This is a genomic window from Leisingera aquaemixtae (genome assembly GCF_001458395.1).
GTDB lineage: Bacteria > Pseudomonadota > Alphaproteobacteria > Rhodobacterales > Rhodobacteraceae > Leisingera > Leisingera aquaemixtae.
This window is the reverse complement of record NZ_CYSR01000030.1, coordinates 586,239-607,434: the sequence shown is the minus strand read 5'-3', so window position 1 is coordinate 607,434 and position 21,196 is coordinate 586,239. Positions and strand designations below refer to the sequence as shown.

Sequence of the window (21,196 nt, the reverse complement as noted above, 5' to 3'; positions counted from 1 at the left end):
ATAACCCGGGTTTATTGCGGCAAAGACTGATGTTTGCAGCGCAGGCGCAGCGCTTGCCGTAAAAGAGGCCAGCTCTTGAACAGAGCCGGCCTCAGTCTGCCACTGCCGGCACGCGGGCGGCCGGCAAGACGGAGATGAATTTTGCAGCGCGCCTCAGATCGCCAGGTATTCGGCGCGCAGCTCCTCGTTTTCCAGAACCTCGGCGGCGGTGCCGTCAAAGACAATGCCGCCCGTATCGAGGATCACCGCACGGTCTGCCAGTTCCAGGGCGCGGACTGCGTTCTGCTCGACAATGATGGTTGTCATGCCCTGTTCCTTGATGTGGATGAGGGTCTTTTCAATCTCGTCCACGATCACCGGGGCGAGGCCTTCGTAAGGTTCGTCCAGCAGAAGCACCTTGATGTCGCGGGCCAGCGCGCGGGCGATGGCCAGCATCTGCTGTTCGCCGCCCGACAGGGTCACGCCCTCCTGCTTGCGGCGTTCGCCAAGGCGCGGGAACAGGTCATAAAGGCGCTCCAGCGACCAGCCGACGGGCGGGGCAATCTGTGCCAGTTGAAGGTTTTCCTCCACCGTCAGGCCGTGGATGATGCGGCGGTCTTCGGGCACCAGGCCCAGGCCCACGGCAGCGGCCTCATAAGATTCCATCTTGTGCAGCGGCTTGTGGTCCAGCCAGATCTCGCCTCGTGTGACCAAAGGCGAGCCGGTACGCGCGATTGAGCGCAAAGTGGAGGTTTTGCCGGCACCATTGCGGCCCAGCAGCGCCAGGATCTCGCCCTCGTGGACGTTAAAGCTGATGCCCTGCACGATGTAGCTCTCGCCGTAATAGGCATGAACGTCCCAGACCGACAGAAAGGCCGGCGCGGTGGTGGCCATATTGGCGTTCTTGGAGAAATCGGGTTTCACATTCATGGTGTTTCTCCTTTACGCGCTCTCACCCAGGTACGCTTCGCGCACCTTCGGGTTGCCGCGGATGTTTTGCGGATCGTCCTCGACCAGCGGGGTGCCCTGGGCCAGCACGGTGATCCGGTTGGCCAGGCTGAACACCACATGCATGTCGTGTTCGATGATGGCGATGGTGATGTCGCGCTCGTCGCTGATCTGTTTCAGCAGGTCTATGGTGTTGTTGGTGTCGGCCCGCGCCATGCCCGCGGTGGGTTCGTCCAGCAGCAGCAGGCGCGGTTCTTGCGACAGGCACATGCCGATCTCCAGCCGCCGCTTGTCGCCGCGGGACATGGCGGCGGCGTGCATGTGCCGCTTGTCCGCCATGTTCATCTCTTCCAGCATGTGCTCTGCCTTTTGCAGAATGTCCTTCTGCCGCAAAACCGACGACAAGGCGTTCAGCTCGAACGCACCGTCCCGTTTGGCAAAGCAGGGGATCATCATGTTCTCCAGCACCGTCAGATCGCCAAAGATCTCGGGCGTCTGGAACACGCGGGAGATGCCCATCTGGTTGATCTCGTATGGCGCCCGTCCCAGCACGGACTGGCCGTCGAACATCACCGATCCGGTGTCGGGGATCAGCTTGCCCACCAGGCAGTTCAGCAGGGTGGATTTGCCCGCGCCGTTCGGCCCGATGATGGCGTGGACCGAGTTTTCCTTTACGCTGAGGTTCACATCGGACAGGGCCTGCAGCCCGCCGAACCGTTTCCCCACGTCTTTGACTTCAAGGATACCCATGGTTCTGTCTCCTTACTCCGCGGGATTGGTTTCGCCGGCGGCCTTGCCGTCGTCTTTGGCCTTGCGGCCGCTGAGCCAGCCCTTGATCCGCTGGCCGCCTTCGACCAGGCCGCCGGGCAGGAAGATCACCACCAGCATGAACAAGATGCCCAGGGTCAGATGCCAGCCCTTGCCGATGAAGGGGTGGATCAGGAACACCACCGCGTCTTCCATGCCGTCGGGCATGAAGCTGAACCAGCTGTGCAGCACGTTGTCGTTGATCTTCGAGAAGATGTTTTCGAAGTACTTGATGAAACCGGCGCCCAGCACCGGGCCAATCAGCGTACCGGCACCGCCGAGGATGGTCATCAGCACCACCTCACCGGAAGCGGTCCACTGCATCCGCTCCGCCCCGGCCAGCGGGTCCATCGAGGCCATCAGCCCGCCCGCAAGACCGGCATACATTCCGGAAATCACGAAGGCTGCCAGCGTGTAGGGCCGGGTGTTCAGACCGGTGTAGTTCATCCGCTGCTGGTTCGATTTCACCGCCCGCAGCATCATGCCAAAGGGCGAGCGGAAGATGCGGATCGACAGGTAGAAGGCCGCCAACATGATGAAAGCACAGAGGTAGTAGCCCGCATTGAATTGGAACGCCCAGGGGCCGACCGCCATCTCGAAGGTGGAGCGCATCTCGAGCCCGAACAGGTTGGTCACCGGGATCGAGCCGTCTGCTGTGGCGGAGACGCCCAAAATGCGGGGGTCTTCCAGCGTCAGCTGCAGGCCGGTTTCACCATTGGTGATCGGGGTCAGCACCGAATAGGCGAGGTTGAACGACATCTGCGCAAAGGCCAGCGTCAGGATCGAGAAGTAGATGCCGGAGCGGCGCAGGGAGATGAACCCGATCAACAGCGCGAACAGGCCCGCCACGATCACCGACAGCACAATCGCCGGGATCACGTTCATGCCGATCAGCTTGAACATCCACACGGCCGAGTAGGAGCCTACACCGAGGAAGGCCGCATGGCCGAACGACAGGTAACCGGTGAGCCCGAACAGGATGTTGAAGCCGATGGCGAAGATCCCGAAAATCACGAAACGCTGCATCAGGTCCGGGTAGCCCGCGTTGAACTGCGCCAGCCCGCTGTCAGTGGGGAAGGGGTTCAGGATGAAGGGGGCGAACATCGTCAGGCAGGCCACGATGATCAGCAAAGAGGTGTCTTTTTTGTTCAGTCCGAACATGTCTTTAGTCCTCCATCACGCCTTTGCGGCCCATCAGGCCTCGCGGACGGGTCAGCAGAATGATGATGGCCACCAAATAGATGATGATCTGGTCGATGCCGGGGATCAGCGACTTGATCTCGTTCATCGAGGCAAAGCTCTCGAGGATGCCCAAGAGGAAGCCCGCCAGAACAGCACCGGGCAGGGAGCCCATGCCGCCGACGACCACCACCACGAAGCTGAGGACCAGGAAGTCCATGCCCATGTGGTAGTTGGGCGAGTTGATTGGGGTGTACATGACACCGGCCAGACCGGCGACGGCGGCGGCGATGCCGAACATGATGGTGAAGCGGCGGTCGATGTTGATGCCCAGAAGGCCCACCGTCTCGCGGTCCGCCATGCCGGCCCGCACCACCATGCCAAAGGTGGTGAACTGCAGGAAGCTGAAGATGCCCCCGATGATGACCACGGCAAAGAAGAAATAGACCACGCGCCAGACCGGATAGACGATGTCCATGCCGATCGCGGCGCCCAGGTTGACCACCCCGTTCAGCGCGTCCGGCGCCGGGGTCTGGATCGGGTTGGCGCCGTAGAAATACTTGACCACTTCCTGCAGCACGATGGCGAGGCCGAAGGTCACCAGGATCTGGTCGGCATGGGGGCGCTTGTAGAAATGCTTGATCAACCCGCGTTCCATCACGTAGCCGACGCCGATCATGATCGGGATGGCAAACAGGATGGCCAGCGGCACCGCCCAGTCGATGATGGCCCCTCCGAACTCGGGGCCGAACCAGGCCTCGACATAAGGGGTCTTCACCTTCAGCGGGTTGCCGAGAAAGTCGGTCTGCGTCTCGTCGACCACTTCATAGCTGAGGTTCAGCAGCCGCTGCAGGGTGACGGCGCAGAAGGCGCCGATCATGAACAAGGCCCCGTGGGCAAAGTTCACCACGCCCAGCGTGCCGAAGATAAGTGTCAAACCCAGCGCGATCAGCGCATAGGCCGAGCCCTTGTCGAGCCCGTTCAAGATTTGCAAAAGGATTGCGTCCATGGATCCCGCCCCCGGGGTTAGTCTGGGTGGTAGAGATAAAACCGGTCGGTTCAGGGGCTTCTCGCCCCCGGTCGAACGCCGCGCGTCCGGTTGCCGGTCCGGGATGGAAGGCCGGGCGCGTCAGGCGCCCGGCCGGATCTGCGGGGCTTAGGCGCCCGGATTGCAGGCGCCGAGGTTGCCGCCGGCAAACATCGGGTGATCCGGTGCGTATTCCACCTGCGCGCGCGGCGTGACCTCGACCACTTCCAGAAGGTCGAATTCCGAGGTCGGATTTTCTTTCCCGCGCACCACCAGAACGTCCTTGAAGCACTGGTGGTCTTCGGCGCGGTACAGGGTCGGTCCGTTGCCCAGACCGTCGAACTCATAGCCCTCGAGGGCTTCGACGACGGCACAGGGGTTGAAGCTGCCGGCCCGTTCCACCGCATCCGCATAAAGCAGCGTCTGCACGTAGCAGGTGTGCGCTGCCTGGCTCGGCGGGAAGCCGTATTTGGTCCCGAAGGATTTCACGAAGGCCTTGGAACCCTCGTCCTGCAGCGTCCAGTGCCAGTTGGTGGAGCCATGGATGCCCTTCACGTTTTCGCCGGCACCCTTGGCCATCAGGCGGGAATAGAGCGGCACCACGATTTCGAAGTTCTTGCCGTTCACCACCTTGTCGCGCAGACCGAACTGCACCGCATTGGTCAGCGAGTTCACCATGTTGCCGCCATAGTGGTTCAGCACCAGCACATCCGCGCCCGAGTTCAGAACCGGCGCGATGTAGGAGGAGAAGTCGGTGGCCGCCAGCGGGGTGCGGACCTTGTTCACGGTCTGCCAGCCCAGGGCTTCGGTGGCGGCGGCGATCGACTCTTCCTGAGTCCAGCCCCAGGTGTAGTCGGCGGTCAGGTGATAGGCGGTGCGGTCAGTGCCATAGAGGTTCTTGAGCACCGGTGCCAGCGCCGCGCCCGACATGTAGCCGTTGAAGAAATGGCGGAAACCGTTGGCCTTCTTGTCCTTGCCGGTGGTGTCGTTGGAGTGGGTGAGACCGGCCATGAAGATCACGCCTGCCTCCTGGCAGAGACCCTGCACCGCGATGGCCACGCCGGAGGAGGAGCCGCCGGTGATCATCACCGCGCCGTCTTTTTCGATCATCGACTTGGCAGAGGCGCGGGCGGCGTCGGATTTGGTCTGGGTGTCGCCGGTGACGTATTCGACCTTCTTGCCCAGGATGCCGTTGCCCTGCAGCGCCTTGGAACTGAAGGTGTTCATCATGCCGCCGTCACCGCCGCCGTTCAGATGCTCGACCGCCAGCTCATAGGCGCGCAGCTCGTCGGCGCCTTCGTCGGCGTAGGGTCCGGTCTGCGGCACGTTGAAGCCCAGGGTGACGGTGCTGCCGGTCGGCTCATTGGTGAAGGCCGCGGCGGATGAGGCGGTGAAGATGGTCGGCAGCGCCACTCCAGCGCCTGCCATTGCGCCGGTCTTCAAGACACCACGGCGCGAAACGTCAAATTTAGACATGTATTCCTCCCTAATATGATTGGTGCCTTGCAGCTCCTCACTTCTGCGCGGTACCAGCACGGTAAGTGCAAAATCAGTATGGGAGCGTCATGTAAACCCAAGCAATAAAACCCTTTTGCAGCTTGAAAATTCTGTAAATAAATGAACAATATTCCGTGGCATACTGTAAACAAAGTTATATTGCGTTGCAGAAAGCCCTTGAATTGGAAGTGTTTTGGGAGGCCTGTCCGCATGGCACGCGACACCTTGACCGGCAGCCGGATCCGCGAACGCAGGCTCATCCTGGGGTTGCGGCAGGCTGAATTGGCGCGGGAGGCAGGGATTTCAGCCTCTTATCTCAACCTGATTGAGCACAATCGGCGCAGAATCGGCGGCAAGCTTCTGGTCGGCATTGCCGGGGTTTTGGGGGTCGAACCCTCGATGCTAAGCGAGGGGGCGGAGGCGGCGCTGATCTCCACCCTGCGGGAGGCGGCGGCAGACAGCGGCGTGCCGGTGGCGGAGCTGGACCGGGTGGACGAGTTCGCCGGCCGGTTTCCGGGCTGGGCCGAGGTGCTGGCCTCCGGCCACCGCCGCATCGCCACGCTGGAGCGCACGGTCGAGACGCTCTCGGACCGGCTGACCCATGACCCCAACCTGGCGGCCTCGGTGCATGAGGTGCTGTCGACCGCCGCCGCGATCCGCTCCACCGCGTCGATTCTGGCGGAAACCGGCGAGCTGGAACCGGAGTGGCGCGACCGTTTCCACAAGAACCTCAACCAGGATTCGCTGCGCCTGTCCGAAAGCAGCCGGGCGCTGGTCAGCTTTCTGGATGAGGGCGACACCGGCGAGGACCGCCGCGGCATGCCGCAGGAGGAGGCCGAGGCCTTCCTGCAGGCGAGCGGCTTCCATTTCCCGGCGCTGGAGGAGGGCACTGCCGTGCCGCAGGAGCTGGTGCAGCACGCGCCGGAACTGGTGAGCGAAGCGGCCCGCAGCCTGGCCCGCGCGGCGCTGGAGCAGTATCAGGCGGATGCCCGCGCCATGCCGCTGCCGGCGCTGGCGCGCGGGATCCGCTCTGGCGGGCTGGATCCGGTGGCGCTGGCGCGGCAGTTCGGCTGCGGCCTGCCAGTGGTGCTTCGCCGTCTGGCTGCGCTGCCGGAAGAGGTGCTGGGCCGCGAGGCCGGGCTGGTGATCTGCGACGCCTCCGGCACGCTTTTGTTCCGCAAGCCGGTGACCGGCTTTGCCATGCCGCGGTTCGGGGCGTCCTGTCCGTTGTGGCCGCTTTACACCGCGCTGGTGCGCCCGCAGGTTCCGGTGCGGCGCAACGTGGTGCAGCAGGGGCGCAACGCGGCGGCCTTTGACTGCATGGCGGTGGCCTGGCCGCTGGAGATGCCGGATTTCGGGGCTGACCCGCTGTACCGGGCAGTGATGCTGATCCTGCCCGGCGGGCAGGACGCGCAGGATCCGCAGCCGGTCGGTGCCAGCTGCCGGATCTGCCCGCGCCGCGGCTGTCCGGCCCGGCGCGAGCCGTCGATCCTGAAGGAAGAGTTTTGACAGCAACATGGCGGCGGGGCTAACCTGCGCCAAAAGGAATGCGTGCCCGCACCGGCTTGTCCGGCAGGGGGCGCCGGGAGGAATTTCTGCTGATGGGCAGGCATGTTGTACTGATCGAAGATGAGCCGAATATCACCGAGGCCATCCGGTTTCTGCTGACCCGGGACGGGTGGAGCGTGGATGCGCACACCGATGGCGCCACTGCGGTGGAGGTGATCCGGGATGCCAATCCCGACCTGGTGATTCTGGATCTGATGCTGCCGGGCAAAAGCGGGCTGGAGATCGTGCGCGAGCTGCGCGCCGAGGGGGGGATGCAGGCGCTGCCGGTGCTGATGCTGACCGCCCGCGGCCAGATGCGCGACCGCGAGATGGCGGAAAAGGCCGGCGTCACCCGGTTCATGACCAAACCCTTTTCCAACGCCGAGGTGCTGACCGCAGTGCGGGACCTGCACGCCCAGGCCGGGCAGGGATGACCCGGGACGGCAGCCCCAGAGAGCAAACGGGCACCCGCGCGGAACGCCAGACCTACCGCCGCCGCCGCCTGATGGACATCGCCCGGCTGCTGCCGGTGCTGGGGGTGCTGCTGCTGGCGCTGCCGCTGCTGTGGCCTGAGGCCTCGACCCATCCGGCCGCGCGCGGCGGGGTCAGCATGTCTTCGGCCATCATCTATGTGTTCGCGGTCTGGATCGGCCTGATCGGCGCCTGTTTCGCCTTCAGCCTGACAGTGCAGCGGTGGGCTGATCACTGGACCGGCGGCGGGCCGGACGGGGCGGAGCTTCCCGGGGACGGCCCCGCCGGCCCGGAGGACGCCTGATGGCCTCCCTGAATGTGCTGGCCTTTGTCTGCCTTGCCTATGTGGCCTTCCTGTTCTTCATCGCCTTCTGGGCCGACCGGATGGCCGCCCGCGGCCGCAGTGCCGCCTGGATGCGCTCGCCGCTGATCTACACGCTGTCGCTGTCGGTCTACTGCACCGCCTGGACCTTTTACGGCGCGGTCGGCTATGCGGCGCGGTCGGGACTGGAGTTCGTGACCATCTACCTTGGCCCGTCGCTGGTGATGATCGGCTGGTGGTGGGGCCTGCGCAAGCTGGTGCGGATCGGGCGCAGCCAGCGGATCACCTCGATCGCCGACCTGATCTCTTCGCGCTATGGCAAGTCGAACCTGCTGGCCACCGGGGTGACCATCCTCGCGGTGATTGGCGTTACCCCCTATATTTCGCTGCAGCTGCAGTCGGTCACCCTGTCCTTTGCCATCTTTGCCGAGGCCGACCCCTTGCGCGGCTACAACGAGACCTCGACCGTATTCTGGGTGGCCGCCGGGCTGGCGGTGTTTGCAATCCTGTTCGGCACCCGCAACCTCAACGCCAACGAGCGCCACCACGGGGTGGTGACCGCCATTGCGCTGGAGGCGATCGTCAAGCTGGCGGCGCTGCTGGCGGTCGGGGTGTTTGTGGTCTGGGGCGTGGCGGGCGGTGTCGGCCAGACGCTGCAGCGCATTGATGCCTCGCAGATCGGCCACTGGAACGTCGATGGCAGCCGCTGGGCCACCATCACCTTCCTGGCCGCTGCCGCCTTTGTCTGCCTGCCGCGGATGTTTCAGGTGATGGTGGTGGAAAATGAGGACGAGCGCCACCTGCGCATCGCCTCTTGGGCGTTTCCGCTCTACCTGCTGCTGATCTCGATGTTCGTGGTGCCGATCGCCGTGGTCGGGCTGGAGCTGCTGCCCGCGGGCGCCAACCCGGACATGTTCGTTCTGACGGTGCCGCTGCAGCAGGGGCAGCAAGGGCTGGCGGTGCTGTCGTTCCTGGGCGGCTTCTCCTCCGCGACCTCGATGGTGATCGTGGCGGCCATGGCGCTGTCGACGATGGTGTCGAACCATATCGTGATGCCGGTCTGGCTGCGGCTGCAAAGCCGCCGGGCCTCGGTCTCGGGCGATGTGCGCGATGTGGTGCTGTTTTCGCGCCGGGTGTCGATCGCGGTGATCATGGCGCTGGGGTATTTCTATTATCACCTGTCCGGCGGCGCCGCCGCGCTGGCGGCCATCGGCCTGATCTCCTTTGCCGGGGTGGCGCAGATCCTGCCCGCACTCGTCGGCGGGCTGTTCTGGCGCGGCGCCACCCGCTCCGGCGCCCTGGCCGGTCTCACCGTGGGCTTTGCCATCTGGCTTTATACAATGCTGCTGCCGGCGCTGGGCGGCGGGCTGCTGCCCGAGCATATCCTGCGCGAGGGCCTGTTTGGCCTGGCCTGGCTGCGGCCGGAGGCGCTGTTCGGGATCGAGGGGCTGGACCCGACCGTCCATGCGGTGATGTGGTCGATGAGCCTCAATGCCCTGGCGTTCTGCCTGGTGTCGCTGGTGAGCTTCCCGAGCCCGCTGGAGCGGCTGCAGGGGGCGCAATTCGTCAATGTCTTCGACCATTCCGCGGGTCCGCGCGGCTGGACCGGATCCGTGGCGCAATCCGAAGACCTCATGATCATGTCGCAGAGGATCCTTGGCGCGCCGGAGGCGCAGGCGTTCTTCCAGCGCGAGCGGCTGCGCCAGGGCGGCCGCGGGCCCTTGCCGGAGCCGACGCCGGCCTTCCTGGAGCGGCTGGAGCGCGAGCTTAGCGCCTCCATCGGGGCAGCGGCGGCGCATGCGATGATCGGCCAGATTGTCGGCGGCTCGTCGGTCTCTGTGCAGGATCTTTTGGCGGTGGCGGATGAGACGGCGCAGATGCTGGAATACTCCAGCCGTCTTGAGGCGCAATCGGCAGAGCTGTCGGCAACAGCGCGCAAGCTGCGGGAAACAAACGAAAAGCTGACCCAGCTTTCTGAGCAGAAGGATGCGTTTCTTAGCCAGGTGAGCCATGAGCTGCGCACGCCGATGACCTCAATCCGGGCGTTCTCGGAAATTCTGCGCGACGACGGACAGCTCAACCCCAAGGAGCAGCGCCACTATGCCGGTATCATCCATGACGAGACGCTGCGGCTGACCCGGCTGCTCAACGACCTTCTGGACCTGAGCGTGCTGGAAAACGGCCAGGTGAGCCTCAACATGACGGCGGGCACCCTGCCGGAAGTGCTGGACCATGCAGTCGCGGCGGCGCTGGCGGGGTCGGACCGGCCGCTGAAGGTGATCCGCAGCCCGGAGACGGAGACTTTCCGCATCTCCTCGGATCTTGACCGGCTGGCGCAGGTGTTCATCAACCTGATCGCCAATGCCCAGAAATACTGCGACGCGGAGAAGCCGGAGCTGACCATCTCCGCCAACGCCGCCGGCGGCCGCCTGCATATTGATTTCACGGATAACGGCAGCGGCGTGCCCGCGGATTTCCGGCAGATGATTTTCGAAAAATTCTCCCGCGTCAGCCCTGAGCGCGCGGGCGGTGCCGGGCTCGGTCTGGCGATCTGCCGCGAGGTCATGCAGCGGCTTGGCGGCGATATCTGCTACCTGCCGGGCCACAGCGGCGGCGCTTTCCGGGTTTCCCTACCCGCTGCGGGCGAAAAGGCGGCGTAACCCGCTGTGAGGTATAGGAGTTGTTAACCTCCTTTCGGGTAAAAACGGGGAAACGGGACGCGTATGGGGCAGGTTAAACAGCCTATGTCTGAGACAGAAGCAGCACAGGCGGGCAGCGGTAAGCAAAGTGTGCTTGCACGCAAGCTGGCAGCAACCAAGGAAGGCGCAGGGGCGATCAACAGCTCCCTGACGCTGAAGGCGTTGCGCCGTTCCCTCGCGCGCGCGGCGGCCGATCTGTGCGAACTGCCGCTGGCGGTGCTGGCGGCCCGCCAGTGCAACCGCATTTCCGAGGATTTGGCCCGGAATCTGTCCGACAAAGACCTGCTTGTGGTGCTGGACTGCCCGAACGGGCGGGTCGGTGCGGCCAGCATGGACGCGGCCACGGTGACGGCGCTGATTCAGCAGCAGACCATCGGCGCGGTGATCGGCAAGGCGCCGAACGAACGGCTGTACACCCCCACCGACGCTGCAATGACCGCGGAATTCCTGGAACGCTCCTTTGCCAAGGTTGTGTCGATGCTGGAGGGCCAGGCGGATCAGGCAATCTTTACCGGCTACCGCTTTGGCGCCCAGGTCGAAAACGTGCGCAGCCTGGTGCTGGGGATGGAGGCTGACGATTACCGGGTGATCGAGCTGAACCTGGATCTGGCCTGCGGCGCCATGCAGGGCGTGATGAAACTGATCCTGCCGGAACCCACTGCGGAGGAACTGCAGGAGAGCAAGGGCGCCGCCGCCCAGGGTCCGTCGCTGGGCCGCAACCTCGATTCGATCCGCGCAGAGCTGACCGCGGTCCTGTGCAAGATGCGGGTTCCGCTGCGCGACTTCACGGACCTCAAGATCGGCGACACGCTGCCGCTGGATCAGGCGTTCCTGTATGAAACCGACCTGCTGACCATTGGCGGCAAACCGGTGGCGCAGGGGCGGCTGGGCCAGATGAACGGGTCCCGCGCGGTCCGGCTGAACCGGTCCGGCGCCAAGCTGGCGGGCGATGGCGGCGGCGACATGGGCTTTTCCGATGGGGGCGGCCTGGATGCGCTGCCAGACGCGCCGCCGGCCCTTGGCATGGGCATTGCCGACCAGGGTCTGCAGGATCCGATGGATGACGGCGGCCTGCCCGCGCTGGAGGCCGCACCGGCGCTGGATGGCGGTGCCATGGGGGGAATGGGCGGCATGGACGCCGGGCTGGATGGCCTGGACTTGTCCGACCTCGACGGTGATGGCGGGCTGGGTCTGGATGGCCTGGACGGCGGGCTGCCGGATCTTCCCGATCTGCCGGATCTGCCCGACTTTCCCGCCGCCGACCTCGGCGATTTCGAGGCCGCCGATGCGGTAGAAATCTCGCAGCTGGCCGGGCTGGACTGAGCCCTGACAGAGAAGGGCTGAAGCTGACTCTTGATTGGCGTGGGTGAAGCGCGGCACGCCCGGCCTTGGCTTCAGACTATTCGCGCGCTCTGCTGTCCCATTTCCGGCGCGCTTTCAACGGACTGTAAGAAGCAAACCACCAGCAAGCGTACGGTGCTATGCCCGCTGCCTGTGCTTCCGGTGGGTGTTCAGCCGGCCGCCGGCACCGGCAGGGACGGCTGTTTGCAATCAAGTCAGGTCTTGCTGTTGGAGAGGGGGCAGGCTTCAATCCGGAAGCCGCCGCTTGGGGTTGCAGGCCGCAACCCCATGCAGGCTTGGCTTCAGCGGTTTGCCAGCGAGTCCAGCGCCGGGCGCAGCCCGTCCAGCTGATAGCCCGCCGCAGCGGTCTTTTGCAGAATATCATCCGCGCTCAATTCGCTGGCCTGACCCAGCGCCCAGACCACAGAGCTGCGCGTGCCGGAGGCGCAATAGGCCAGCACCGGACCGTCGCTGCTCTCATAGAACTCGCGCTGTGCCGCCACGTTTTCCGGCGTCATGGTCTGGTGGGTCAAGGGCAGAACCTCAAACCGCAGGCCGGCTGCTTCAGCTGCGTCGCGGATCGCGTCCGCCTGATGGCTGGGCGGCACTTCCTCGTCCGGGCGGTTGCAGATCACCGTCTTATAGCCGGCGGCGGCAATGGCGGGCAGGTCCTCAGCCGAGATCTGCGGCGAGACCGAATAGCGGGGGGTGATTACACGTGCATCCATGGGCCGACTCCTTACGCGCTTGCGGCGCCACGGTCCAGATGCCGGCTGACCGCCGGGGCGGCTATCATGCCGCAGGCCATCGCCGCCAGGAACAGCGCGCCTTGCCAGCTGTTGTAGCTGAGCGAGGCCATCGCCGGGCCGGGGCACAGGCCCACCAGCCCCCAGCCGATGCCGAAGAGCACCGACCCAAGAGCAAGCCGCCGGTCCAGCTCGGCCGAGGGCGGTGAAGGAAAGCTGCCGCCGGCGGCCGGCTTGCGCCCTTCCGTCAACCGCCAGGCCAGCCCCATCGGCAGCAGCGCGCCGCCCATCACGAAGGCCAGGGTAGGGTCCCAGTTGCCAAAGATATCCAGGAACCCCTGTACCTTGGTGGTGTCAGTCATCCCCGAAAACATCAGACCGGCCCCGAACAGGCTGCCTGCGGCCAGTGCCAGAAACATCCGCAGCATCAGACCACCCCCAGCAGCTGGCGCAGCACCGCCAGCGTCAGAATGCCCGCCAGCATGAAGACGGCGGTCGCCGCAATCCCGCGCAAGGACAGGCGGGAAATGCCGCAAACCCCGTGGCCGGACGTGCAGCCGTTGGCAACGCGGGTGCCGACCCCCACCAGCAGCCCGGCAAGCACCAGAACCGCCGCATTGCTGGTGACATGGGTATCGGGCGTGCCGCCCGTCAGCAGCCCGATCAGCAGCGGCATGCCAATCACCCCGGCGATAAAAGCGATCCGCTCAGCCGCTGTGTTTCGGCCGCTGCCATCCAGAAGACCGCCCAGGATGCCGCTGGCCCCCATGATCCGGCCGTTGCCGAGCAGGTAAACCGCGCCGCCTAGCCCGATCAGCAGGCCGCCGCCCAGTCCCCAAATCCAGTCTGCTTGCATTGTCTTTCCCTGGTCCTTTCCCGTGCGTCCGGTCAGATCTTGTTCACCGGGATCTTCAGGATCACATCGCCCTGCTCATCCGGCTCCGGCATCTGGCCTGCGCGCATATTCACTTGCAGCGACGGCAGGATCAGCCGCGGCATCCCCAGCGTCGCGTCGCGGGCGTCGCGCATCTGGACGAATTCCTCGATGCTGCGGCCTTCACCCACATGCACGTTCAGCGCCTTCTGCTCGCCCACTGTCGTCTCCCAGGCATAATCGTCGCGGCCCGGCGCCTTGTAATCGTGGCCGACAAAGATGCGGGTCTCGTCCGGCAGCGTTAGGATCTTCTGGATCGAGTTGTACAGATCGGCAGAGGAGCCGCCCGGGAAATCGCAGCGGGCGGTGCCAAAATCGGGCATGAACAGCGTGTCGCCGACAAAGGCCGCATCGCCGATCACGTAGGTCAGGCAGGCGGGCGTGTGGCCGGGTGTGTGCAGCACCTCGCCGCGCAGCTGGCCGATCATGAAGCTGTCGCCTTCGCGGAACAGCTGGTCGAACTGGCTGCCGTCGCGCTGGAACTCGGTGCCTTCGTTGAAAATCTTGCCAAAGGTGTCCTGGACCACGGTGATCCGGTCGCCAATGCCGATCTTGCCGCCCAGCTGTTCCTGCAGATAGGGGGCGGCGGACAGGTGGTCAGCATGGACATGGCTCTCCAGGATCCACTCCACCCTCAGGCCCTCGGCCTTGACCCAGGCGATGATGGCGTCGGCAGAGGCGGTGCTGGTGCGTCCGGCGGCGTGATCAAAGTCCAGGACCGAGTCGATGATGGCGCAGGCTGTGCCCTCGGGCTCGCGCACCACGTAGGACACGGTGTTGGTGGCTTCGTCGAAAAAGGCTTTGACGGCGGGGGTCATCTGTCAGTCTCCCTGGATGCTGGGAAATCATATATTGATTTAAGAATATGTTTCAAGAGAGCCGGCGGCCCTTACCGCAGGCTTTGGCAAAAAATCATCGCAGCTGTCTGATGTGTGTCAAGGCGCGGCAAGAACCGGCCCCTTAGAATCGTTTGGTGCTGAGTAAAGCCGCAAAAGCGTCAGGCAGCCGTAAAAAAAGCGTGAAAATGCGGCGCAAAGGTAACATTCTGCGGGATTTCGTATTCCTGTTGCGAAATACTGTCACAATCGCAGGACGTAGGGAGGACTGCTTATGACAATGGAAGATCTGTTTCACACCGTCGAACAGCTGGAAACCAGAATTCAGAGAGAGACCGGCGCGGCCCGGCTGGCCATGCGGCCCGAATTCATCCGGCTGCTGGATCACATGCGCAAGAAAGGGGCAGAGGTTCCGCGCCGGTTCCGCCGTCTTGAGGCTGCACTGTGCGAAGAAGCGGTGGAAGAGATGTTCGACAACATGCCCGTCTGACACAGACGGGTTGTCAGGCAGGGGCGGGCCGGGCGTCAGCCCAGGAAGATGCCCGTCATCACCAGCATAAGGCCCAGCACCGACAGCAGCAGGGCGCCCAGATTGTAGGGCAGCACCGATTGCACAACGGCACGCAGCGCGTCGTCATCCAGATTTTGGCGGCGGGCGCGTGCGACCTTGATGATGCACCAGACCAGCCCCAGCAGCCCGGCAACGGACACGGCGGCTCCGGTCCAGACGATGAGATCGAACATGGGTGTGCTCCTGCAGGGGTTGCGTTGCGCCGCGCCTAGCCGATCCGTCCGGCGCGCGCAAGCCGCGCCGGCACGGGCGCCGGTTTTTGCCGCTTGGCGCAGCTCCGCCGCTTTCCCTTCTTGCGGCGCGGCGGGCGGGGCGTTATCCCCTTGCTCCGACAGCAACTGACAGCATGTGCCGACGGAGCCGCAGATGGATATCACCGAAGACGAAAAAAGCGAAAACTACCGTGTGACCGCTGGCGAACTGCGCCAGTTTATCGAGCGGTTCGAGCGTCTGGACGAAGAGAAAAAGACGATCGCCGAGCAGCAGAAAGAGGTGATGGCCGAAGCCAAGGGGCGCGGCTACGACACCAAGGTGATGCGCAAGATCATCGCCCTGCGCAAGCGCGACGAAAACGACATCGCCGAAGAAGAGGCGGTGCTGGAAATGTACAAGGAAGCCCTGGGCATGTAAGCCGCGCCGGGCTTCGGCCCTGGCAGGGAATTAGCTGGCGCCGGGCGGGCGGAAGTGCCCCCGGCGCCAGTTTTGCATTCAAGCCGCGAAATCTTAGCGCGAGCTGCCCGCCGATGGCAGGTTTTCTGCTCCGGCGCGTGCGAACAGCCGCCTCAAGCGGCGGCCGGCCTCCAGCAGCACCACGGCGTAAAGCCCCCAGAACAGCGGATGCAGCGTGTAGCGCATGCGCTCCTGCTCAGGCCCGTTCACCGCGTGGGCCACCCCCAGGAACAGCACGACCGACAGCAGCATCACCTGAAAGAACGCCCGGCGTGCCGGATCCCTGTCCCGGCGCGCAAGCTCCGCCAGGGCGATCAGCGCGAACAGGTTCAGCGCCAGCGTCAGGAACCGCGACAGGCTGGGGTCGATCACGATCTTGTTGTCTTCGGTCAGCACCCGCTTGGTGTCCGGCAGTTTGGGGAAGCGGTCCCAGTTCAGCGGCGGGAACAGGTATTCGTTCGGCCACAGCGACAGGCTGGTCGAGGCGCGCACCACCACGCCGGCGGCGTATTGCAGGGGGCTGGCAGCAATCACGTCCAGAGACTTCTTAAGGCAGGTTTTGGAATAACCGATCATCCGCGGATCGTTCAGGGCGCTGCCAATATGCTGGCCGATCAGCCCGTGGGTTTCGGCAAACGTCTTGAAGGAACACCCCTCGATCCGCTCCGGCGCCACTTGCGAGACATTGAGGCCAAGCCAGCTGCCGGAACTGAAAATGCCGAACACCGCCTTGTTCTTGACCGACGGCAGCAGCGATACCGCCAGCGTCAGGGCCAGGATGGCGGCGCGGGCCGGTCCGGCGCCCGCCTTGAACAGGACCAGGCCTCCCACCAGCAGGATGTAAATCGGGTGGAACAGCGTCCAGGTCAGCGACAGGATCGCGAGGCAGGCGCAGAACAGCAGGAAATACAGCGTGCGGCGCGTTTTCAGCAGCAGCAGGACGCAGAGGCACGACAAGGCAAAAAGGGCTGCGGTGAAATGGGCATAGAGGATGAAGTTCTCGTAATAGAACACCGCCGGAGACAGCACATAGGCCAGCGGCAGCAGCCATGCCAACCGCCGCGACGGGGTCAGCAGGCGAAGGGCAGCGAACATGCTGGCAGCAGTCACAACGGTCAGCAGCAGGTGGCTGCCCCAGATCAGCTGGATCATGCAGGCCTCCTGCGCATTGCAGGCCTTAGCTGCCAGCCCCAGCAGCAAGTTCCAGAACGGCGGCTGAGAATGCAAGGCGATCAGCGCCTCCAGCAGCCCGTCATGCAGCTGCTGCACCGGCAGGTGCTGGTATGCCCCGGACAGGTGGACAGGATCGGGGCGGATCTCCAGCAGCAGCGCCGCCAGCGTTCTGGTCACCAGCACGATCGCCGCAGCGGCAAGGGTGAAAACTGCGGTTTCGCGCAGCAGCGAAGCCAGCCCGGGCGCCGGAGCGCACGCCATGCCGGTAACCTGCGGGGGAGTTGTCATGCCGGACCTCAATTGTTTTGCCCCGTCATACTGGAACCGGGGCGTCTATGAAATTCCCCCTGCCGGACAGCGGCTCCGGCACAGGCATCGGTGCAACAGGCGGCCGCGGCTCGGCGGAGTTGGCACCTAGCCAAAAAGCCGGACCGCTGGTACAAGCGGGGCAGGGACCAAATCCATCTTCCGGTTGACTTCATTTGACGACAGATTCATCGCTTCCGGCCGGGCAGCCCGGCATGCTTGCCGTCGACCTGGATGGCACTCTGCTGCGCAGCAATATCCTCTATGAAAGCTTCTGGTCTTCCTTCGGGCGCGACTGGAAAAGCCCCTTTTCCGCGGCGGTTGCGCTGCTGAACGGCCGAGCGGCGCTGAAGCGGCATTTGGCCGGCACCTCCCGCATTGATGCGGCCAGCCTGCCTTATGATCCGGCGGTCATGGACTATGTCAGGGACTGGCGGCAGCGGGGCGGCCAGACCGCGCTGGTGACTGCCAGCGACCAGTCCATCGCCGATCAGATCGCCGCTCACCTGGACCTGTTTGACGAGGTGCATGGCTCCACCGGCACCGAAAACCTGAAGGGCCCGGTCAAGGCGGAGTTCCTGCAAAACCGGTTCGGCGCGGGCGGGTTTGCCTACATGGGGGATTCCCCGGCCGATCTGCCGGTCTGGCGGCTGGCGTCAACGGCGGTCACCGTCAATGCCGCCCCGGCGCTGCGCCAGAAGGCGGAGCACGCGGCGTCCCGGACCGAACATCTGGCAACGGTGGAGCCCGCGCTGGCCGCGTATGTCAAGGCGCTGCGGCCGCATCAGTGGTTGAAGAACATCCTCGTGTTCCTGCCGATGCTGGCCGCGCATCAGCTGGACATGGTGACCCTGGTGCAGTCGCTGCTGGCGTTCCTGTCGTTCAGCCTGATCGCCTCCAGCGTTTATGTGGTGAATGACCTCCTTGACCTGAACGCCGACCGCGCCCATCCGCGCAAGCGGTTCCGGCCCTTTGCCGCGGGCCGCATCCCGATTGAGCATGGCAGTTGGATGGCGGCGGCGCTGTTTCTGGGCGGGTTGGCGGCGGCCCTGCCGCTGGGCCTGTTGTTTCTTGGCGTCATCCTGCTTTATTACGCAATGACAACAGCCTACTCGCTGCATTTCAAGCGGCTGATCGTGATGGATATCTGCCTGCTGGCGGGGCTTTACACGATCCGCATCGCGGCGGGAGGTGCCGCTACCGGCATACCGCTGTCGGTCTGGCTGCTGGCGTTTTCCATTTTCTTCTTCTTTTCGCTGGCCGCCGTGAAACGCCAGGCGGAGCTGGTGGACAGCGCCAGGCGACAGCAGCTGACCGCCAAGGGGCGCGGCTATCACGTTGACGATCTGCCGGTGATCTCGATGATCGCGATTGCCGCGGGCTACGTGTCGGTGCTCGTTCTGGCGCTCTACCTCAATTCGCCGGCGGTTGCCGCGCTGTACACCACGCCGCAGGGGTTGTGGGGGATTTGCTGTGTGCTGCTCTATTGGATCACCAATACGGTGATGCTGGCCCATCGCGGCCAGATGCAGGATGACCCGGTGGTCTATGCCGCGCGCGACCGCGGCAGCCAGCTGTGCTTCCTGATCGCGCTGTCCTTTGCGGTGTGGAGCAGCGCGCTATGACCCTGCACCAGCTTCTTGTCCGCTACTCCGCCTTCGCGGCCGTGGCCACCGCCGTCAACCTCGCCACCCAGCGCGCGGTTTTGCAGCTGGGGGAGACCGGCGCCCATTTCACCGCTGCCATGGCTGCGGGCACTTTGGCCGGGCTGGTGGTCAAATACCTTCTGGACAAGCGGTGGATCTTCTTTGACCAGCAGGGCGGCCTGAAGCACCAGGGCCGGACCTTCCTGCTGTATTCGGCGATGGGGGTGGCGACCACGGCGGTGTTCTGGATCACCGAAACGCTGTTCTGGCTCACCTGGGGCACCGATGCGGCGCGCGAGGCCGGGGCAATCCTGGGGCTGGTAATCGGCTACACGGTGAAATACCAGCTCGACCGGCAGTTCGTCTTTGCCCGCCGCTCAAAGAACGCGGAATGAGACGGCTGTCAGGCTGGGGCAACTACCCCGTGTCCCAGGCGCAGCTGCTTGCGCCGCGCAGCGAGGCGGAGCTGCAGGGGCTGATCGCCAGCAATCCTTCCGTCATCGCCCGGGGCAATGGCCGCGCCTATGGCGACAGCGCGGTTGGCGTGCCGGCGACCCTGCATATGCGCCATTTCGACAAGATGATCTCCTTTGATGCGCAGACCGGCTTGCTGGTGGCGGAAAGCGGTGTGCTGCTGGGCGATATCATCTCTGCCTTCCTGCCGCGGGGCTGGTTTCCGGCGGTGGTGCCGGGCACCAAGTTCGTGACCCTTGGCGGCGCCATTGCCGCGGATGTGCATGGCAAGAACCACCACAAGGACGGCAGTTTCCGCAGCTGCCTGGACTGGGTCGAGGTGATGGGGCCGGACGGAACGGTCCGCCGCTGCTCCCCCCAGGAAAACACAGAGTTGTTCAACTGGACCGCTGGCGGCATGGGGCTTACGGGCGTGATCCTGCGGGCTGCCATCCGCCTGCGCCGGGTGTCCTCGGCCTGGATCCGGCAACAGACAATACCGGCTGCAAACCTCCACGCGGCCATCGAAATCTTCGAACGCTCCGCCGCTGCGACCTATTCCGTGGCCTGGATCGACTGCCTGGCGGGCGGCGGCAGGCTGGGGCGGTCGCTGGTCATGCTGGGGGAACATGCCGGGCTGCAGGATCTGAGCTATGACCAGGCCGCGCGCCCCTTTGCCATTCCCCGTTTCGGCAGCCGCACCGTGCCGCCCGTGTTCCCGTCCTTTGCGCTGAACCGCTTCAGCGTCCGCGCCTTCAACGCGGCCTATTTCTGGACCGGTGCGCGCAAGGCAGGGCGGCAGATCACCGATTTTGACAGCTACTTCTTTCCGCTCGACGCGCTTTTGGGCTGGAACCGGATCTACGGGCGCAAGGGCTTTGCCCAGTTCCAATGCGTGCTGCCGCTCGACAGCGCCCGGCCGGGGCTGCGCGCGCTTCTGCAGGCGATCTCCGCCGCCGGGCAGGGCTCCTTCCTGGCGGTGCTCAAGCGGCTGGGCGCGCAGGACAGCCCGTTCTCCTTCCCGATGGAGGGCTACACGCTGGCGCTGGACTTCCCGGTCAACCGCCGCAGCCTGCAGCTGATGCAGGACCTCGACCGTATCACCATTGCCCACGGCGGCCGCTTCTATCTGGCCAAGGACAGCCGGATGAGCCGGGACACGCTGCACGCTGCCGACTCCAGGGCAGCAGAGTTTGCCGGTATGCGGCAGCTGTCCGGGATGCACCCGTCCTTCCAGTCCGCCCAGTCGCAAAGGCTATCGCTATGACAAAATCTCCCGTTCTGATCCTTGGCGCCCGGTCGGACATCGGCATGGCAGTGGCCCATGCCTATGCTGCGCAAGGCCACCCGGTTCAACTGGCGGCCCGGAATGCCGGCAATCTGGAACCCCAGAAGACCGATCTGGAGCTGCGCCACGGCGTGCCGGTCTCTCTGCATGAATTCGACGCGCTGGCGCTGGATTATCATGAACGCTTTGCCGGTGCGCTGCCGGAACTGCCCGGCATCGCCGTCTGCGCCGTCGGCTTCATGGGGGAGCAGGGCGAAAGCGAAATCAGCCCCGCCGCCGCGGCCCGGGTCCTGCGCAGCAACTTCGAAGGCCCTGCCAGCATTCTTTCGGTTCTGGCCAGCCGGTTTGAACAGCGCGGCTCCGGCACGCTGGTGGGGATCAGCTCGGTGGCCGGAGACCGCGGCCGCGCGACCAACTATGTCTACGGCGCGGCCAAGGCCGGCTTCACCGCCTTCCTGTCCGGCCTGCGCAACCGGCTGGCCCGCAAGGGCGTGCATGTGGTTACGGTGCTGCCGGGGTTCGTCGCCACGCAGATGACCGAGGGCATGGACCTGCCGGACAAGCTGACGGCCCAGCCCGAGGAAGTCGCCCGCGCCATCACCGAGGCCACTGCCAAGCAGAAAAACATCGTCTATGTGCGGCCGGTCTGGCGGCTGATCATGCTGATCATCCGCAGCATTCCGGAAGCTGTGTTCAAGAAGATGAGCATTTGAAGGGGACCGGAACCAGGAGGCCCCGCGGGTTTGCTTCAGGCTT

22 protein-coding genes are annotated in these 21,196 nt (G+C 64.7%); 11 read left to right on the top strand and 11 right to left on the bottom strand.

Going from position 1 to position 21,196, the window contains the following annotated elements:
- Window positions 1–153: 153 nt before the first annotated feature.
- The 5 genes from PHA8399_RS16500 to PHA8399_RS16480 all read right to left on the bottom strand — a co-directional run bounded on the left by PHA8399_RS16500 (window position 154) and on the right by PHA8399_RS16480 (window position 5,416).
- Window positions 154–909, bottom strand: a complete 756-nt coding sequence (locus tag PHA8399_RS16500; RefSeq protein ID WP_058287190.1) for an ABC transporter ATP-binding protein — start codon at window positions 907–909, stop codon at window positions 154–156.
- 12 nt (window positions 910–921) lie between these two features.
- Complete coding sequence (locus PHA8399_RS16495; protein ID WP_058287189.1) at window positions 922–1,677, bottom strand: ABC transporter ATP-binding protein; 756 nt, start codon at window positions 1,675–1,677, stop codon at window positions 922–924.
- Between the two features lie 12 nt (window positions 1,678–1,689).
- Complete coding sequence (locus PHA8399_RS16490; protein ID WP_058287188.1) at window positions 1,690–2,895, bottom strand: branched-chain amino acid ABC transporter permease; 1,206 nt, start codon at window positions 2,893–2,895, stop codon at window positions 1,690–1,692.
- Window positions 2,896–2,899: 4 nt separating this feature from the next.
- Window positions 2,900–3,922, bottom strand: coding sequence for a branched-chain amino acid ABC transporter permease (locus tag PHA8399_RS16485; RefSeq protein WP_058287187.1), 1,023 nt, complete (start codon window positions 3,920–3,922; stop codon window positions 2,900–2,902).
- A gap of 147 nt (window positions 3,923–4,069) precedes the next feature.
- Window positions 4,070–5,416: a substrate-binding protein gene (locus PHA8399_RS16480; RefSeq protein ID WP_058287186.1), complete on the bottom strand. Its 1,347-nt coding sequence runs from the start codon at window positions 5,414–5,416 to the stop codon at window positions 4,070–4,072.
- Between the two features lie 231 nt (window positions 5,417–5,647).
- Between PHA8399_RS16480 and PHA8399_RS16475 the strand changes: the two genes are divergently transcribed.
- The 5 genes from PHA8399_RS16475 to PHA8399_RS16455 all read left to right on the top strand — a co-directional run bounded on the left by PHA8399_RS16475 (window position 5,648) and on the right by PHA8399_RS16455 (window position 11,800).
- On the top strand, window positions 5,648–6,946 hold the full coding sequence (locus PHA8399_RS16475; protein ID WP_058287185.1) for a helix-turn-helix transcriptional regulator: 1,299 nt from the start codon (window positions 5,648–5,650) through the stop codon (window positions 6,944–6,946).
- Between the two features lie 92 nt (window positions 6,947–7,038).
- Window positions 7,039–7,419: a response regulator transcription factor gene (locus PHA8399_RS16470; RefSeq protein WP_058287295.1), complete on the top strand. Its 381-nt coding sequence runs from the start codon at window positions 7,039–7,041 to the stop codon at window positions 7,417–7,419.
- A complete protein-coding gene (locus PHA8399_RS16465) occupies window positions 7,416–7,760 on the top strand; it encodes a hypothetical protein (RefSeq protein ID WP_058287184.1) in 345 nt (114 codons plus the stop codon). Before PHA8399_RS16470 ends, PHA8399_RS16465 begins: the two co-directional genes overlap by 4 nt.
- Window positions 7,760–10,438, top strand: a complete 2,679-nt coding sequence (locus PHA8399_RS16460) for an ATP-binding protein (RefSeq protein ID WP_058287183.1) — start codon at window positions 7,760–7,762, stop codon at window positions 10,436–10,438. Before PHA8399_RS16465 ends, PHA8399_RS16460 begins: the two co-directional genes overlap by 1 nt.
- An 84-nt stretch (window positions 10,439–10,522) precedes the next feature.
- Entirely contained in the window at window positions 10,523–11,800 is a 1,278-nt protein-coding gene (locus PHA8399_RS16455) for a FliM/FliN family flagellar motor switch protein (RefSeq protein ID WP_058287182.1), read from the top strand.
- Window positions 11,801–12,120: 320 nt separating this feature from the next.
- Here PHA8399_RS16455 and PHA8399_RS16450 read toward each other — a convergent pair whose 3' ends face one another.
- Genes PHA8399_RS16450 through PHA8399_RS16435 form a run of 4 tightly spaced genes read right to left on the bottom strand, consistent with a single transcriptional unit; the run spans window position 12,121 to window position 14,316 of the window.
- Window positions 12,121–12,546: a protein tyrosine phosphatase family protein gene (locus tag PHA8399_RS16450; protein WP_058287181.1), complete on the bottom strand. Its 426-nt coding sequence runs from the start codon at window positions 12,544–12,546 to the stop codon at window positions 12,121–12,123.
- Between the two features lie 11 nt (window positions 12,547–12,557).
- On the bottom strand, window positions 12,558–12,992 hold the full coding sequence (locus tag PHA8399_RS16445) for a DUF6691 family protein (RefSeq protein ID WP_208856323.1): 435 nt from the start codon (window positions 12,990–12,992) through the stop codon (window positions 12,558–12,560).
- Window positions 12,992–13,420 (bottom strand): YeeE/YedE family protein, encoded by a 429-nt coding sequence (locus PHA8399_RS16440; RefSeq protein WP_058287180.1) that lies wholly within the window; start codon window positions 13,418–13,420, stop codon window positions 12,992–12,994. The genes PHA8399_RS16445 and PHA8399_RS16440 overlap by 1 nt, the downstream gene beginning before the upstream one ends.
- Window positions 13,421–13,452: 32 nt before the next feature.
- Entirely contained in the window at window positions 13,453–14,316 is an 864-nt protein-coding gene (locus PHA8399_RS16435; protein ID WP_058287179.1) for an MBL fold metallo-hydrolase, read from the bottom strand.
- 292 nt (window positions 14,317–14,608) lie between these two features.
- Between PHA8399_RS16435 and PHA8399_RS16430 the strand changes: the two genes are divergently transcribed.
- Window positions 14,609–14,824 carry a hypothetical protein gene (locus PHA8399_RS16430; RefSeq protein WP_058287178.1) on the top strand — a complete coding sequence of 72 codons (216 nt, stop codon included), beginning with the start codon at window positions 14,609–14,611 and terminating at the stop codon, window positions 14,822–14,824.
- A gap of 35 nt (window positions 14,825–14,859) precedes the next feature.
- On the opposite strand, the gene PHA8399_RS16425 is transcribed toward PHA8399_RS16430, so the two are convergent.
- Window positions 14,860–15,078: a hypothetical protein gene (locus PHA8399_RS16425; protein WP_058287177.1), complete on the bottom strand. Its 219-nt coding sequence runs from the start codon at window positions 15,076–15,078 to the stop codon at window positions 14,860–14,862.
- A 193-nt stretch (window positions 15,079–15,271) separates the two neighbouring features.
- On the opposite strand from PHA8399_RS16425, the gene PHA8399_RS16420 reads away from it, so the two are divergent.
- Window positions 15,272–15,535, top strand: coding sequence for a DUF2312 domain-containing protein (locus tag PHA8399_RS16420; protein WP_008553759.1), 264 nt, complete (start codon window positions 15,272–15,274; stop codon window positions 15,533–15,535).
- Between the two features lie 93 nt (window positions 15,536–15,628).
- Here the strand turns inward: PHA8399_RS16420 and PHA8399_RS16415 are convergent, their stop codons facing one another.
- Window positions 15,629–17,035 carry a hypothetical protein gene (locus PHA8399_RS16415; RefSeq protein ID WP_145977059.1) on the bottom strand — a complete coding sequence of 469 codons (1,407 nt, stop codon included), beginning with the start codon at window positions 17,033–17,035 and terminating at the stop codon, window positions 15,629–15,631.
- A 233-nt stretch (window positions 17,036–17,268) separates the two neighbouring features.
- On the opposite strand from PHA8399_RS16415, the gene PHA8399_RS16410 reads away from it, so the two are divergent.
- From PHA8399_RS16410 to PHA8399_RS16395, 4 genes are read left to right on the top strand one after another with little or no spacing between them, the layout of a single operon-like run.
- Window positions 17,269–18,678, top strand: a complete 1,410-nt coding sequence (locus tag PHA8399_RS16410) for a UbiA family prenyltransferase (protein ID WP_058287175.1) — start codon at window positions 17,269–17,271, stop codon at window positions 18,676–18,678.
- Complete coding sequence (locus PHA8399_RS16405) at window positions 18,675–19,094, top strand: GtrA family protein (RefSeq protein ID WP_058287174.1); 420 nt, start codon at window positions 18,675–18,677, stop codon at window positions 19,092–19,094. The genes PHA8399_RS16410 and PHA8399_RS16405 overlap by 4 nt, the downstream gene beginning before the upstream one ends.
- Window positions 19,091–20,419 (top strand): FAD-binding oxidoreductase, encoded by a 1,329-nt coding sequence (locus PHA8399_RS16400; protein WP_058287173.1) that lies wholly within the window; start codon window positions 19,091–19,093, stop codon window positions 20,417–20,419. Before PHA8399_RS16405 ends, PHA8399_RS16400 begins: the two co-directional genes overlap by 4 nt.
- Window positions 20,416–21,153, top strand: coding sequence for an SDR family oxidoreductase (locus tag PHA8399_RS16395; protein WP_058287172.1), 738 nt, complete (start codon window positions 20,416–20,418; stop codon window positions 21,151–21,153). The genes PHA8399_RS16400 and PHA8399_RS16395 overlap by 4 nt, the downstream gene beginning before the upstream one ends.
- Window positions 21,154–21,196: the final 43 nt, after the last annotated feature.

Excerpts from the sequence above, each read along its gene's own strand:
- PHA8399_RS16440 (WP_058287180.1), bottom strand. The coding sequence starts at position 13,420 with ATGCAAGCAGACTGGATTTGGGGACTGGGCGGCGGCCTGCTGATCGGG.
- PHA8399_RS16450 (WP_058287181.1), bottom strand. The coding sequence starts at position 12,546 with ATGGATGCACGTGTAATCACCCCCCGCTATTCGGTCTCGCCGCAGATC.
- PHA8399_RS16500 (WP_058287190.1), bottom strand. The coding sequence starts at position 909 with ATGAATGTGAAACCCGATTTCTCCAAGAACGCCAATATGGCCACCACC.
- PHA8399_RS16455 (WP_058287182.1), top strand. The coding sequence starts at position 10,523 with ATGTCTGAGACAGAAGCAGCACAGGCGGGCAGCGGTAAGCAAAGTGTG.
- PHA8399_RS16410 (WP_058287175.1), top strand. The coding sequence starts at position 17,269 with ATGCTTGCCGTCGACCTGGATGGCACTCTGCTGCGCAGCAATATCCTC.
- PHA8399_RS16415 (WP_145977059.1), bottom strand. The coding sequence starts at position 17,035 with ATGACAACTCCCCCGCAGGTTACCGGCATGGCGTGCGCTCCGGCGCCC.
- PHA8399_RS16395 (WP_058287172.1), top strand. The coding sequence starts at position 20,416 with ATGACAAAATCTCCCGTTCTGATCCTTGGCGCCCGGTCGGACATCGGC.
- PHA8399_RS16495 (WP_058287189.1), bottom strand. The coding sequence starts at position 1,677 with ATGGGTATCCTTGAAGTCAAAGACGTGGGGAAACGGTTCGGCGGGCTG.
- PHA8399_RS16465 (WP_058287184.1), top strand. The coding sequence starts at position 7,416 with ATGACCCGGGACGGCAGCCCCAGAGAGCAAACGGGCACCCGCGCGGAA.
- PHA8399_RS16430 (WP_058287178.1), top strand. The coding sequence starts at position 14,609 with ATGACAATGGAAGATCTGTTTCACACCGTCGAACAGCTGGAAACCAGA.
- PHA8399_RS16480 (WP_058287186.1), bottom strand. The coding sequence starts at position 5,416 with ATGTCTAAATTTGACGTTTCGCGCCGTGGTGTCTTGAAGACCGGCGCA.
- PHA8399_RS16445 (WP_208856323.1), bottom strand. The coding sequence starts at position 12,992 with ATGCTGCGGATGTTTCTGGCACTGGCCGCAGGCAGCCTGTTCGGGGCC.
- PHA8399_RS16490 (WP_058287188.1), bottom strand. The coding sequence starts at position 2,895 with ATGTTCGGACTGAACAAAAAAGACACCTCTTTGCTGATCATCGTGGCC.
- PHA8399_RS16435 (WP_058287179.1), bottom strand. The coding sequence starts at position 14,316 with ATGACCCCCGCCGTCAAAGCCTTTTTCGACGAAGCCACCAACACCGTG.
- PHA8399_RS16405 (WP_058287174.1), top strand. The coding sequence starts at position 18,675 with ATGACCCTGCACCAGCTTCTTGTCCGCTACTCCGCCTTCGCGGCCGTG.
- PHA8399_RS16475 (WP_058287185.1), top strand. The coding sequence starts at position 5,648 with ATGGCACGCGACACCTTGACCGGCAGCCGGATCCGCGAACGCAGGCTC.
- PHA8399_RS16425 (WP_058287177.1), bottom strand. The coding sequence starts at position 15,078 with ATGTTCGATCTCATCGTCTGGACCGGAGCCGCCGTGTCCGTTGCCGGG.
- PHA8399_RS16460 (WP_058287183.1), top strand. The coding sequence starts at position 7,760 with ATGGCCTCCCTGAATGTGCTGGCCTTTGTCTGCCTTGCCTATGTGGCC.
- PHA8399_RS16420 (WP_008553759.1), top strand. The coding sequence starts at position 15,272 with ATGGATATCACCGAAGACGAAAAAAGCGAAAACTACCGTGTGACCGCT.
- PHA8399_RS16400 (WP_058287173.1), top strand. The coding sequence starts at position 19,091 with ATGAGACGGCTGTCAGGCTGGGGCAACTACCCCGTGTCCCAGGCGCAG.
- PHA8399_RS16470 (WP_058287295.1), top strand. The coding sequence starts at position 7,039 with ATGGGCAGGCATGTTGTACTGATCGAAGATGAGCCGAATATCACCGAG.
- PHA8399_RS16485 (WP_058287187.1), bottom strand. The coding sequence starts at position 3,922 with ATGGACGCAATCCTTTTGCAAATCTTGAACGGGCTCGACAAGGGCTCG.